A 12,990-nucleotide genomic window follows, 5' to 3' on the forward strand; every position below is an offset into this window, starting at 1 on the left:
ATGGACGTGAACTAGTACGGATGAACGCCTATTTCCCTAAGTTTCCCCAAATAAGCGAACTAGACTTAGTCATGTGATATTTTTAAAAATCTATCTGAATTATAATAGTCTATAAGACCTTTAAGACCTTCCAAATCAACTCTTACATCTTCTTTTGATTCAAAATGATCTCGATCATAATCAGGAAAAAGAATTCTAAAACCAATTGAGCTAAGATCAAATTCTCCATTCTTGGTTATTAAAACAAATTCATAATAATCTTCTTTTAAAAATTATACGTCTTCCTCAACTCAACTTCATTATCATAATTTTCTTTTGCATAAAAAATGAATGCTTTTACGATTTTCAGTTCATAGTCCATCCTCTCCTCGGCGGAGAGCAAATTAAGAATTTTACTATATTCTTCTAGATCATCGATTCTGAATGGCTCATTATCAATAAAATTAGAACTTATTTCAATAAAAAATCCTTCAAGATCTCTATTAACAAGTGCCTCACAATTTAAATAGTTTGTCCTTGAATATTCAATCCTAATTAAATTTGTGGAAATATAATTTCTTATCTCATTTTGACAATCTCCAAACCTTCTGGTCATCATTGAAAAATCACCTTCCTCTAAAACACCCTCATCCACATTGCCCTTACCCCCAAAATTAGGACAGTAGTTTAAGGTGGAAAAATGAAAGAAAAAAGTCGTATAATGAAGCACTAAATTACAAAAGAGATGAGAAAGAAACGTCGTAATTTCAGTTCTAAATTTAAGGCAAAAGTAGCCTTAGAAGCGCTAAAAGATCAATTGACCTTGGCAGAATTAGCGACAAAATACGAGCTACATGCAAATCAAATATCGGCCTGGAAGAAAGAGCTTTTAGCCAATAGTTTTTTGCTTTATGAAAAAAAGCGAGGCCCCAAAGTGGATGCTGATGAAGAAAAAGAAGCCCGTTTATATGAGCAAATAGGCAAGTTGCAGTTTGAGCTGGACTGGCTTAAAAAAAAATATAGGGGAATGTGATGAAGCGTTAAGACTGAGCCAAATAGCAGTATTAGAAGGACTTAGCATAGCTCGGCAATGTGAGTTAATGTCTGTTTCCCGATCAAAATACTATTATCAAGCAGTGGGCGAAAGTGCAGAAAACTTAAAGTTGATGCGTAAAATTGATGAGTTTCACCTGTCACATCCAGAGTGGGGCTACCCTAGGATGACCGAGTATTTAAGGGCCTCAGGCTTGATTTGCAACAGAAAACGAGTTGCTCGCTTGATGAAAAAGATGAATATTCGATCTGTTTTACCCAAGCCAAACACCTCATTATCAGCCAAAAGTCATAAGAAATACCCTTATTTACTTCGAGGCCTAAAAGTGAGCCGTTCAAATGAAGTTTGGGCAACTGACATTACTTATATTCCTATGCAAGCGGGTTTTATGTACTTAACCGTTGTCATGGATTGGTATAGTCGATATGTTTTGAGCTGGCGGATTTCGAACAGCATGGATAAGCGTTTTTGTCTAGAAGCTCTGGACGAAGCTTGGAAATGGGGGCAGCCTGAAATATTTAATTCCGATCAAGGCGCCCAATTTACTTCTCTAGAATTTACGTCTGAGTTGCTCAACAGAGGAATTAAGATCAGTATGGATGGAAAAGGCCGAGCCTTAGATAATGTGTTTGTAGAAAGATTATGGTGGTCCGTAAAATATGAGCATATTTATTTGAGAGCTTATGAAAATGGTTTAGATTTACACAACGGACTTAAAGAGTATTTTAATTATTATAACAATCACAGGCTTCATAGTTCTTTAGGATATAAAACTCCTCAAGATATTTTTCTTCAGCATCTTCTCTAGAGAGGGAAGCTAGTTCCCCTCCCTGAAGAAACTCCACCTTAAATTAAGGGACTTTCTGTTTAAGCATTGGGGTAGGCGTACATATCTTAATTTATATTGATGCTGATTAAGATCATAGAATACCATAAGACCTTCGACTCCACATAAGTTTTGAGGTATGCTAAACTGATTATATACTTGTCCCATTACTATAGCAAGATTTAATATTATTAAGTTAATAGTTAATGTTACTCTTTTCATTTTCATCTAGTTATTTATCAATGGGACACCAAGTGGATTAGCCCCTATCAAATCACGATCGTTGTATCCATAAATCCATCCTGGCATCCTTGCTTTAAATTTAACCCTAATTACTCCATTTACTTCCTTATAAAAAGCAACATAATGTCCAAAATTAATTGATTTGCTTTCCGCATAATTCCGAATACTAGAAACATCCGTAACATCGGCAGTTGTTACTAAGTAATAAAACGTAGCTTTCTTTTTTGCAGCATAGGGGAACTTATGCTCGATTGCTGCAATTTGAGCTCCTATTTGTTTATAGTTTTTATATATTTTTTCCCTCTGTACTCTTTTTACTTCATAAAAAGCAACACCCTTTACTTGCTTGTACCGATGTCCTCTTCCTGGATATACATCTGTATGATACCCATTGGACTTGCCATCGAATGCAACGTTTCTCCCCCAAGGAGAATAATATTGGTCACTTTCTTTTTGACGTTCATATTTAAGCCTTATCATAACAGGACTTGTTTCTGCAAATCTATTCCAAGCATCCTCCAAATAAAAACCAGAAGTATGTGAATTTCCTGTAGTCATTTTATCTAACAATTTTGCGGGTAAAGGCATCCACCCATCTTGAACATCTCTTTCTAGTTGAGTAGATTGTTTACCACTCCTTGCCCCTTCTCGTCCTTGAATTGATTGGTCTTCTCTGGAATTAGAAATTCTGATATTCCTAGAATCTATTGCTAGATCTTTCTTATCTCCTATTCTTTCTGCAACTACTTTAACAGTTTCTGTTGTTCCCCCTTCTATTGTTGGAGGATCTTTTTCCTCATCTTCACCAGACTTCAAAGGGTTATCATCATCTTCACCAGACTCTATCCCACCACAATCTACGCAGGCCCCAGAAGCATCCGTATAATATATCGGATTTCCATCAAAGGTATTATAGGGCGATTGATGCGGGAAGGTAATAGGGTCCGTAGACCACCAGCGGCCCATCCGCCCATCTAGCTCTCTAAAGTAAGTAGTATGATGCCCTGAGCCAATTTCTGGGCTTTTGCGCATTTCAAAGAACGAGGTCTAAAGATAGTATTTTTTTGGGGCCTGCCGCCTAAGGCGGCCGGGCCCTTTCAGGGCTCGCAGGTTTGCTCGGCCCTGCGGGCTTCGCCCTTGGTCTGCCGCTGCGCGGCACCCTTGCAGGCCCCTAGGCCAAGTCGCTTCGCTCCTTTGCGGCGGCTTCGCCGCCTGCTAGCTGTGGGCTGCAGGTTGAAACCCGCAGCCATACAACAACCCCATTCTACATCTATAGTGCGGAGAGGATTAAAATCCTCTACCGCTTTGAACAAGGGTTATTTTTTTCTTCGGTTGTTTGATTTTGTTTTTTTCTCCTCCATAAATTTCATAATAACCCTAGGGCCAAGGCCCTAGGCTATCGAAAAAATCGCCATCCCCTCATACGAGGGGATTTTCTGTTTCACTAGGCTCCATCAGCAAAGAAGGGCTTTAGCCCGCCAGTTTGCATAGACCCGCAACCATGGGCTTTAGCCCATGGCAGAAAAGGCGAGCTCCTAGAATCTTTAATTAAGCTTAGTCAACAGCGGCTATGCTTAGCGCCCTGGGCTGAAGCCCAGGGTTGTAGACTTGAGCGAACTAGCGGACTAAAGTCCTTGTTCGCTTTTTCTACTTGTAGCTTTCCATTAAGCTTCAGCCCAAAACTACCTAGCCACTAAAAAACGCTTTCTTTATCTCTTATCTCTCCTTTTTCAAAAAACCCCAGAAAAAGTTGAGGGACTAATATTAAAATCTTCTGTGCGCCCTTTCCTGCGCCTAGGGACAAGCCCCTAGGCGATGAATGGCAGGCGGCTTCGCCGCCATGGCCGAAGGCCAAACGGCCTAGCGATGTGCAGGGGTGGCCAAAGGCCAGACCCAGCGGGCGCAGCCCGCGCAGGGCCGAGCGAACAGCGAGCCCCGAAACGTAGCGCCGCAGCTTTGCTGCGGAGGCCCCTAAAAAAGCAGAAGAAGCAAAGGGAATCTGGAAAAAAATAAATATTCTTCTTAGCTTTGTGCGAGCCAAAAATGCCCAATTATGTTGATGTATCATTTATCAAAAAGAGAAATACGAGCCGGTAGTCAATTGACCCGGGGCGTATATGGGGAGCGGATCCGCCGCGATGATTTTTTGAAAGCAGCCTATGGTAGCTACCTCAAAGAAGAGATATTTGAAGACATTCGGCAGCGGTATTACCCTGATGCGCCATCTCGTTTTAAGGCCGTTTTTTTGTTTGCCGATTTGACGACAGCCAAGGCTTTTTGGGCCAATCAGGACCATTATCAGTCTTATATTTATAGTGTTCGTTTGGCGGAAGACGCCCAGCCTTTTCTGGCCGAAATGGAGCTTTTGCGCACAGACGGACTCCCCTATTCCGATATTTTGGAACGAGCGCATGCCTATTGGCAGCAAAAACAACAGCCCGAATCAATGAGCCTAGAGGCCATTTGTACGGGTACTGTATTGGTGGAGGAGCTAATTTTGCCTCCTTCTTCTATCTTATAAGCCTTCGGGCCATTCAATAGCGTAATAAAACCAGAGCTTATGGTATTTCTAGATTTTGAACAACCCCTAGAAGAACTACATAATAAAATGGAGGCGCTCCGCGAACGCCAAGACCTGACCGAAGAGGAAATTGAGGAGCAGGTAGGCAAGTTGGAGAAATTGCAGTCTTCTTTGCGCCGTAAAATTTATAACAACCTAACCGGTTGGCAGCGGGTGCAGCTTTCTCGCCACCCCAAACGCCCTTATACCCTTACTTATATTGAGATGATGTGTAGCCGCTTTGTAGAAATGCAGGGCGACCGCTGTTTCCGCGATGATAAGGCGATTGTTGGCGGTGTGGGCCGTTTGGACAATATGACGGTGATGTTTGTGGGCCACCAAAAAGGAGCCAACACCAAAGCCCGTCAGTACCGCAATTTTGGTATGCCTAACCCAGAGGGGTACCGCAAAGCCTTGCGCCTTTTCAAAACGGCAGAGCGTTTTAATATGCCTATCGTTTGCTTGATTGACACCCCCGGTGCTTTTCCGGGCATTGAGGCCGAAGACCGCGGACAGGCCGAGGCCATTGCCCGCAACCTCTTTGAAATGGCCCGCTTGACCGTTCCCGTTATCTGTGTCATCATTGGCGAAGGGGCATCTGGTGGAGCCTTGGGCATTGGTGTGGGCAACCGCATCTTTATGTTGGAAAATACTTGGTATACCGTTATTTCGCCAGAATCTTGCTCTAATATTCTTTGGAAAACCATTGATTATAAGAAAGAAGCTGCCGAGGCCCTAAAATTGACCGCTCCCGATGCCCTAGAACTGGGAATCATTGATGGTGTGGTCAAAGAGCCTTTGGGCGGTGCGCATATTCAGCCCGAAGCCATGGCCAAGGCCCTCAAAAAGCACCTAAAGAAAGAAATCAACGAGCTTAAGAAATTGAGCCCCGAAGAATTGGTGGCCCAAAGAATTGAGAAGTTTAGCGCCATGGGCCCCACACAAACGATCAAAAAACAGTAGGGATGGGATTAAAGTCTGGCCTTCAGCAAATGGCCTATAAGCAAGCATTAAAACCACATTTGGCGCAACAACCCGCTCCGCAGGCCCTCAATTTTTTGCAATTGCAAAAAATTGCCATTCTCTTTGATGCCAGCTCGGCCTCAAATACAGAAGCGATTTTGGCCTATGCGAAGAGTTTGCAAAAAATGAAAAAGGAGGTGCAGCTTTTGGCCTATTGGCCCGAAAAAGAACTGCCCGAAGGGCTGCCCTATGAGGCCTTTTCTACTAAGGAACTCAACTGGGCGGGCATCCCTAAAGGAGAACAAATTGATGCTTTTTTGGCCCATAAATATGATCTGCTGATGGCCCTTTATGTTGGCGAACAGTTGCCGCTCGACTTTCTGCTGCAGGCCGCCCCTAGCAAAATGCGGCTGGGTTTCTTTGCAGAAGGCCGTACCGATCAGTTTGATTTGATGGTGCATGCCGCTAAAAAACCTATGCCCAGCCTCCTCAAAGAAATTCATCAGTATTTAGAACGCATAAACAAAAAATAGCATGTACGCTTCTCTTATTCGTCAATTGCGTGGTACTGGGGTCGCCCTAGTTACCCCCTTCAAAGCTGGCCAAATTGATTATCCCGCACTGCAAAAACTTATTGACCACTGTATAGAAGGGGGCGTAGAGTTTTTGGTGAGTATGGGCACCACTGGCGAGTCGGTAACGCTCTCTAAGGAAGAGAAAAAAGCCTTATTGGCCTTTACCAAAAAGGCGATTGCAGGCCGTGTACCCTTGGTTTTGGGCCATGGGGGCAACAATACCGCCGCCCTAATTGAAGAGCTGCAAGCTATTGATTTGGAAGGAGTTGACGCTATTTTGTCGGCTTCTCCAGCCTATAACAAACCCAGCCAAGAGGGGATTTATCAGCATTATATGGAGTTTGCAGCCAATTGTCCCTTACCCATTATTCTCTATAATGTGCCTGGCCGAACCAGCAGTAATATTTCTGCCGCCACTTGCATCCGCTTGGCCAAGGCCAGCAAGCAGTTTATTGGCGTAAAGGAGGCCTCGGGCAATTTGGGCCAAGCCATGGAGATTATCCAAGGCGCACCCAGAGAATTTGCCCTTTGGTCTGGCGATGACAACCTCACTTTGGCATTAATTGCCTTGGGAGGCGATGGCGTGATTTCGGTGGTGGGCAATGCCTATCCCCTTCGCTTTTCAGAAATGGTCCGCCATGGCCTAGAAGATGAATTTCGAGAGGCCCGAGCCCTGCATTACACCCTCAGCCAATTAGTCGATTTGCTCTTTGTAGAGGGCAATCCCGCCGGCATAAAATGGGTGCTCAACGCTATTGGCATTATGGAAAATGAGTTGCGTTTGCCTTTGGTCCCCATGCAAAATGAGCAGTATATCAAGGCCCTAAAAGCCGAGGTAGATGCGCTTCGCTAAGCAAAAATGACTTAAAATTATATGGCCCAGTTCTGTTTTAGGACTGGGCTTTTTTGTGGATTTTTGGCCCGCTATGCAGTAGTCGTTCTAATAATAAGCCTAAGGCTAGATTCTACTCCACTGCCTCATAATAAACCAACACCCATTCTAGCAAAAGAGAAAAAAGGGACTTTGCTTATTTTTTAAACAAAGTCTGTAAAATCAGCAACTTTTTTTCTAGATTGTCGTTTGAATCCCCAACACCTACTTAGTTTACATAATAAACAAAGCTATGAAAATTGCAATCGCTCAACTCAACTACTATATTGGCCACTTTGAACAAAACTTGGCCAAAATGCTTCGGGCTACAGAAGAAGCCAAGGCCCAAGGGGCTGATATTGTTGTTTTTGGAGAATTGGCTAGCACGGGCTACCCGGCTAGAGATTTCTTAGAATTTGATGACTTTATTGCCAAAAGCGATGCGTTGGTCCAAGAGTTAGCCGAAGCGGCTCAGGATATTGCCATTGTGCTCGGCGCGCCCTCTCGCAATCCGGTTCCAGAAGGCAAGGACCTCTATAATTCGGCTTACTTTTTAGCTGATGGCAAAATTTTGCATAGGCAGCACAAGGCCCTTTTGCCCACTTACGATATTTTTGATGAGTATCGTTACTTTGAGCCCGCCACTGAATTTAAATTGGTCGAATATAAGGGCTATAAAATTGCTCTTTCTATCTGTGAGGATATTTGGAATGTGGGCAATGAAAATCCGCTTTATACCATCTGCCCCCTCGATGAGCAGTTTAAGCAGGGGCCAGACTTTATTCTCAATCTATCGGCTTCGCCTTTTAGTTACTCTCAGGCCCAAGAGCGGCTAGCCATTATCAAAGAAAATGTGCAGCGCTACAAATTGCCCTTTTTCTATGTAAATCATATGGGTGCCCAAACGGAAATCATTTTTGATGGGGGCTCGGCGGTTTTCTCGCCCAATGCAGAGCTTTTTGAAGAGCTGCCTTATTTTGAAGAGTGCATCAAAACCTTTGACCTTAAGTCGGTGCGCCTAGGCCAAACCCCCAAGGCCCAAACCAAAGAAAAGATGCAACTGATTGAAGATGCTTTGATTCTCGGTATCCGCGATTATTTTGGCAAATTGGGCTTAAAGAAAGCCATTTTTGGCCTTTCTGGCGGCATTGATTCTGCCGTGGTGGCGGTTTTGGCGGCCAAGGCCTTGGGCCCACAAAATGTGCGCTGCCTGCTCATGCCTTCTCAGTTTTCTTCTCAGCATTCTATTCAGGATGCCAGGCAATTGGCCCAAAATCTCAATATTCAGTACGACACGATTTTTATTGAGGATATTTACAAGGCTTATCAAAAGGAGTTGGCTCCTATTTTTGCAGGTACTACCTTCGATTTGGCCGAGGAAAACCTTCAGGCCCGCGCTCGGGGCATGTTGCTTATGGCGGTCTCCAATAAGTTTGGCAATATCCTGCTCAACACCTCTAATAAGAGTGAGGCGGCGGTGGGCTACGGCACGCTCTATGGCGATATGGCCGGCGGCCTGTCTATTATTGGCGACCTCTATAAAACCGAGGTCTTTGAGCTTGCCCGCTTTATGAATATGGAGGGCGAATTGATTCCAGAAAATATTATTACCAAGCCCCCAAGTGCCGAGCTTCGCCCCGATCAGTTTGATAGTGATAGTTTGCCCGACTATAATATTCTGGACCAAATTTTATTTCAGTACATTGAGCGCCGCCAAGGCCCCAAAGAGATCATCCAACAAGGTTTTGATGCTCAGTTGGTCCGTCGAGTGCTCAAAATGGTCAATCGCAATGAGTTTAAGCGGGCCCAAACGCCCCCTACGCTCCGCATTTCGAAAAAGGCCTTTGGAATGGGCCGCAGAATGCCTATTGTCGGTCGCTATTTGAATTAGTATTAGGGGCCTCCGCAGCAAAGCTGCGGCGCTATGGTCCACAGCTCGCAAGTCTGCTCGGCCCGTCACAGGCTGCGCCTGTTCGGTCTGCCGCCTTTGGCGGCACTGCTCCCCAGCGCTAGGCCCTGCCAAGCTGCTGTAAGAACGGTATTCGTCGCTGCGCTCCTCATTCCTTAATATTAACCCGCCCACCCTCCCCTCCAATGGATTCCCTAAGGAATCCATTGGGGGAGCTTGGGCCATTTTTTCATCCTGCAGGCCCAAAGGGCCGCAGGCAATAGCCAGATTTAAACGCACTCACTTTTATTGTTTGCAGCAATTTCCCGCTAGTCGGCCCTATTTTTCTCGACCATAGCGAAGGCTATGCCCTTAAAAAATAGCTGGCCTAGCAGAAAATTCATAGCAAACTATAGCCAAAGCAGCGCGATTAAATCTGGCTGAGGGATGGACAGCAGTGGCGCAAAGCGCCAGACCCAGCCGCCTTTGGCGGCGCAGGGCCGAGCGAACAGCGAGCTGCGACACAGCCCGACCCAGCCAAAGGCTGGGGCAGCCCCAAAAAAAACAACAGCATGTCCAGCAAAAACTACTATATCCTTGGCCTAATGTCAGGCTCCTCCCTAGATGGGCTAGACCTCGCCTACTGCCGTATGCAATGGGGCCCAAATGGCCTAGAAAACTGGGAGCTGCTCGCCGCCCAAAGCCTGCCCTACTCCAACAGTTGGGAGGAACGGCTGCGGGCCCTGCCCCAACAATCGGCCCTCATTTATGCCAAAACCGACCAATACTTTGGCTTTTATATGGCCGAATTAGTGCAGCAGTTTTTGGCCCAAAACAACATTCGGCGGCTCGACTTCATTGCCTCGCATGGACATACCGTTTTTCATGAGCCCCATAAACGTTTTGGAGCCCAAATTGGCCGGGGCAGCGCCTTGGCCGCACTCACAGGACGGCCCGTCATTAGCGATTTTAGAAGCCAAGACCTCAGCTTATCTGGAGAGGGCGCTCCTCTAGCTCCTTTAGTTGATGCCTACCTGTTTCCGGGCTACAATTATTACCTCAACCTAGGCGGCATTGCCAATTTATCGGCCAAAGCAGGCCAAAACTGGCGCGCCTTTGACTTTGCCCCCGCCAACCAACTACTCAACTTTTTGGCCCAAGAAAAGGGCGCCAGCTATGATGAAGACGGCCAATGGGCCGCCCAGGGAGAAGTTCAAGAAGAACTATTGGCCGCCCTACTCTCCGACCCATTTTATCAACAACCTTATCCCAAATCGCTCTCTAATGCCTGGGTGCAAGGGCCACAGCTCCGCACCTTAGCCGAATTTGAAGCCAGCACAGAAGATAAGCTGGCCACAGTTTGCGAACTCATTGGAATTAGCCTGCGCCAAAGCATTTTGGACCTCAAAAAAGAGGAGGGCTTTGGGCAGGCCGGCAAACTCTTGGTCTCTGGTGGGGGCGCTTTTAATCACTACCTTTTGGGCCAATTACAAGCCTATGTAGAAGATTTGGGCATAGAGATTTTTCTGCCCAACAACAACATTATCGAATTTAAAGAAGCCCTACTAATGGCCCTACTTGGCCTACTGCGTTGGGAAAAACAAACAAATGCCTGGCCCCAAGTGACCGGCGCAAAAAAAGCAAGTATCAATGGGGGCATCCACTGGCCGCCCCCCAAATCTTAAGATTATGAAAAAAGTAGATATTTTGGTCTTGGGCTCTGGCGTGGCCGGGCTCAGCTTTGCCATTCGGATGGCCCAAAAACAGCCCCAAACGAGCATTGCCGTACTCAGCAAAACCATCTCTTCAGAGAGCAATACTAGCTATGCCCAAGGTGGAGTAGCCGCCGTTTGGGACGATCAGAAAGACTCTTACCAAAAACATATTGAAGACACCCTAGATGCTGGCGATGGCCTCTGTGATGAGGAAATTGTTCGGATTGTGGTAGAAGAAGGCCCTAGCCGAGTCCGCGAGCTCATTGACTGGGGCAGTCGCTTTGACAAAGAAAAGCAGGAAGAGCAGTATGATCTGGGCCGAGAAGGCGGACATTCGGAAAACCGCATCTTGCATTATAAAGACATCACGGGCCGAGAAATTCAGCGGGCATTGCTGGCCAAAGCCAAAGAACTCCCCAATATTGAAGTCTTAGAGCATCATTTTGCTATTGACCTCTTAACGCAGCATCATTTGGGCCGTTGGGTCACTCGACTCAGTCCCAATATTGAGTGCTATGGTTGCTACTCCCTCAACTTAAAAACCAATCGAGCGGAGCGCATTTTGGCCAAAGTTACCGTTATGGCTTCTGGTGGAGCCGGACAGGTCTATAAATCGACCACCAACCCAACTATTGCCACAGGAGATGGCATGGCCATGACCTATCGGGCCAAGGGAAGAGTGCGAAATATGGAATTTGTGCAATTTCACCCTACTGCCCTTTATAATCCCGCTGGAGAAAATCCCGTTTTCTTGGTCTCTGAGGCCGTCCGTGGATTTGGAGGCATCTTAAAAGATGCCGAGGGCCAAGAATTTATGCAGAAATACGACCCCCGAAAATCTTTGGCCCCTCGAGATATTGTAGCTAGAGCCATTGACCAAGAGATGAAAAATAGTGGCTCTGACTGTATGTATTTAGATTGTCGACATTTGGATCAGGAAGCTTTTTTGGCCCATTTTCCCAATATTTATGAAAAATGCAAAAGCATCGGTATCGATCCCTTTGAGCAGATGATTCCTGTACTCCCCGCCTGCCATTACTTTTGTGGCGGCATTGAAACCGATGCTTGGGGACAAACCTCTATCCATCGCCTTTATGCCTGCGGCGAATGTACCAGCACGGGCCTACATGGAGCCAACCGCCTAGCGTCCAACTCCTTGCTAGAGGGCCTCGTCTTTGCCGATCGCATTGCTAAGGACCTAGACCAAAAACTAGAAAAATGGGACTGGAAAGAGGGGATTCCCGCCTGGGAAGCCACAGGCAGCCAAGACCCCAAAGAATTGGTCCTCATTACCCAGAGCATGAAAGAGCTCAAAGAAATTATGAGTAGTTATGTGGGCATTGTTCGCTCTAATCTGCGTTTGGAGCGGGCCTTTTCTCGCCTGCGCCTACTCTATGAAGAAACCGAAGAACTATATAACAAAAGTAGAATTTCGCCTGCACTTTGCGAGCTGCGCAACCTGATTACCGTGGCCTATTTGGTCACTCGCTCGGCGGCTATCCGCAGAGAAAGCCGGGGGCTACATTTTACTACGGATTATCCCGACCGACAAGAGTATTTGGATGATACTCGCCTATAAAAGCAAAATGGCCCATAACGAATTGTTATGGGCCCTTTTTATTGGTCCTAAAGGGCCGAGCGACCCGACCAACGGGAGCCGACGCAGCGAAGCAAGTAACAGCGAGCTGCGCAATGGCCCAACCCGATCGATAATTCATGAGGGTTTCAACCCTCATTTTGTCTAGCTTCGCAAAGCGATACCGCTTTGCGCTGGGTTTTAACCTAGCGGAAGGGGCAGCCCCAAAAAATTAGATCTTACTCATCATCTAATTTAAAAGGCGTATGTTCTTTTTGGGCAGTTTCTTTATCATCGATCCCCATAAAGCGCTTTCTGAGCATGCTAGTAAATTGCAGGGCAAAATAGCTCTGGCTGCTTAGCGAATACTCAATTTCCTTCTCGCTCATCTCCTCGATAAAGTAAGTAGAGCTGAGGTAAACCACCTCATGGCCAGCCTGTTCTCTCGTCATCGAGAAGCTCTCGGTAATGAGTTGGTGGTTTGTTTTGAGGATCAGTTCCATCAATTCTTGGCGGGCTTCGATAGCTGCGGGCACCACCACAATAGGCGAAACGATGACGAGGCTAGGGCGTTTTTTCTGCTCAAAAGTGGTAGATTCTCGGAGGAGGACCACAATTTCGGCATTGCCACGATGCAAATGCCAGCGGTTTTCTTTGTCGGTGCGGCAGACCTTGGGATCTACGCCCAATTTCTGGATAGCCGCTTCAATGGTTGCTTGGTAATCAGCTAGTTCTTTCAT

Annotated in this window: 11 protein-coding genes; 8 read left to right on the forward strand and 3 right to left on the reverse strand. The window is 46.1% G+C overall.

What is annotated here, in order from left to right; translation table 11 throughout:
* Nucleotides 1-265 precede the first annotated feature (265 nt).
* Complete coding sequence (locus SAPGRDRAFT_RS01990; protein ID WP_156001805.1) at nt 266-709, reverse strand: hypothetical protein; 444 nt, start codon at nt 707-709, stop codon at nt 266-268.
* A gap of 15 nt (nt 710-724) precedes the next feature.
* On the opposite strand from SAPGRDRAFT_RS01990, the gene SAPGRDRAFT_RS02000 reads away from it, so the two are divergent.
* A protein-coding gene (locus tag SAPGRDRAFT_RS02000) for an IS3 family transposase (RefSeq protein ID WP_437343622.1) occupies nt 725-1,841 on the forward strand; the annotation gives its coding sequence in 2 pieces (ribosomal slippage) (nt 725-1,009 and nt 1,011-1,841; 1,116 coding nt in all).
* Nucleotides 1,842-2,087: 246 nt separating this feature from the next.
* On the opposite strand, the gene SAPGRDRAFT_RS02010 is transcribed toward SAPGRDRAFT_RS02000, so the two are convergent.
* A complete protein-coding gene (locus tag SAPGRDRAFT_RS02010) occupies nt 2,088-3,134 on the reverse strand; it encodes a hypothetical protein (protein WP_037349720.1) in 1,047 nt (348 codons plus the stop codon).
* A 1,021-nt stretch (nt 3,135-4,155) separates the two neighbouring features.
* On the opposite strand from SAPGRDRAFT_RS02010, the gene SAPGRDRAFT_RS02025 reads away from it, so the two are divergent.
* The 7 genes from SAPGRDRAFT_RS02025 (at nt 4,156) to nadB (ending at nt 12,253) form a co-directional block, all read left to right on the forward strand.
* On the forward strand, nt 4,156-4,623 hold the full coding sequence (locus SAPGRDRAFT_RS02025; RefSeq protein WP_002656768.1) for a DUF2441 domain-containing protein: 468 nt from the start codon (nt 4,156-4,158) through the stop codon (nt 4,621-4,623).
* A 39-nt stretch (nt 4,624-4,662) separates the two neighbouring features.
* On the forward strand, nt 4,663-5,625 hold the full coding sequence (locus SAPGRDRAFT_RS02030) for an acetyl-CoA carboxylase carboxyltransferase subunit alpha (protein ID WP_002656769.1): 963 nt from the start codon (nt 4,663-4,665) through the stop codon (nt 5,623-5,625).
* A gap of 2 nt (nt 5,626-5,627) precedes the next feature.
* Nucleotides 5,628-6,158: a DUF6913 domain-containing protein gene (locus SAPGRDRAFT_RS02035; protein WP_002656771.1), complete on the forward strand. Its 531-nt coding sequence runs from the start codon at nt 5,628-5,630 to the stop codon at nt 6,156-6,158.
* A gap of 1 nt (nt 6,159) precedes the next feature.
* Nucleotides 6,160-7,053, forward strand: coding sequence for a 4-hydroxy-tetrahydrodipicolinate synthase (dapA, locus tag SAPGRDRAFT_RS02040; protein WP_002656773.1), 894 nt, complete (start codon nt 6,160-6,162; stop codon nt 7,051-7,053).
* Between the two features lie 271 nt (nt 7,054-7,324).
* Nucleotides 7,325-8,962 (forward strand): NAD+ synthase, encoded by a 1,638-nt coding sequence (locus tag SAPGRDRAFT_RS02045; RefSeq protein WP_002656775.1) that lies wholly within the window; start codon nt 7,325-7,327, stop codon nt 8,960-8,962.
* A 569-nt stretch (nt 8,963-9,531) separates the two neighbouring features.
* Nucleotides 9,532-10,644, forward strand: a complete 1,113-nt coding sequence (locus SAPGRDRAFT_RS02050; protein ID WP_002656777.1) for an anhydro-N-acetylmuramic acid kinase — start codon at nt 9,532-9,534, stop codon at nt 10,642-10,644.
* Between the two features lie 4 nt (nt 10,645-10,648).
* The gene (nadB, locus tag SAPGRDRAFT_RS02055) at nt 10,649-12,253 is read left to right on the forward strand and encodes an L-aspartate oxidase (RefSeq protein ID WP_037349725.1); all 1,605 of its coding nucleotides are present in this window, start codon (nt 10,649-10,651) and stop codon (nt 12,251-12,253) included.
* A 236-nt stretch (nt 12,254-12,489) separates the two neighbouring features.
* Here nadB and SAPGRDRAFT_RS02060 read toward each other — a convergent pair whose 3' ends face one another.
* Nucleotides 12,490-12,990: a hypothetical protein gene (locus tag SAPGRDRAFT_RS02060; protein ID WP_002656781.1), complete on the reverse strand. Its 501-nt coding sequence runs from the start codon at nt 12,988-12,990 to the stop codon at nt 12,490-12,492.

Origin of the sequence: Saprospira grandis DSM 2844 (genome assembly GCF_000275825.1) — a bacterium.
Lineage (GTDB): Bacteria > Bacteroidota > Bacteroidia > Chitinophagales > Saprospiraceae > Saprospira > Saprospira grandis_A.

Coding starts and splice junctions, on each gene's coding strand:
- SAPGRDRAFT_RS02010 (WP_037349720.1), bottom strand. CDS start 3,134: ATGCGCAAAAGCCCAGAAATTGGCTCAGGGCATCATACTACTTACTTT.
- SAPGRDRAFT_RS02025 (WP_002656768.1), top strand. CDS start 4,156: ATGTTGATGTATCATTTATCAAAAAGAGAAATACGAGCCGGTAGTCAA.
- SAPGRDRAFT_RS02030 (WP_002656769.1), top strand. CDS start 4,663: ATGGTATTTCTAGATTTTGAACAACCCCTAGAAGAACTACATAATAAA.
- SAPGRDRAFT_RS02035 (WP_002656771.1), top strand. CDS start 5,628: ATGGGATTAAAGTCTGGCCTTCAGCAAATGGCCTATAAGCAAGCATTA.
- dapA (WP_002656773.1), top strand. CDS start 6,160: ATGTACGCTTCTCTTATTCGTCAATTGCGTGGTACTGGGGTCGCCCTA.
- SAPGRDRAFT_RS02045 (WP_002656775.1), top strand. CDS start 7,325: ATGAAAATTGCAATCGCTCAACTCAACTACTATATTGGCCACTTTGAA.
- SAPGRDRAFT_RS02050 (WP_002656777.1), top strand. CDS start 9,532: ATGTCCAGCAAAAACTACTATATCCTTGGCCTAATGTCAGGCTCCTCC.
- nadB (WP_037349725.1), top strand. CDS start 10,649: ATGAAAAAAGTAGATATTTTGGTCTTGGGCTCTGGCGTGGCCGGGCTC.
- SAPGRDRAFT_RS02060 (WP_002656781.1), bottom strand. CDS start 12,990: ATGAAAGAACTAGCTGATTACCAAGCAACCATTGAAGCGGCTATCCAG.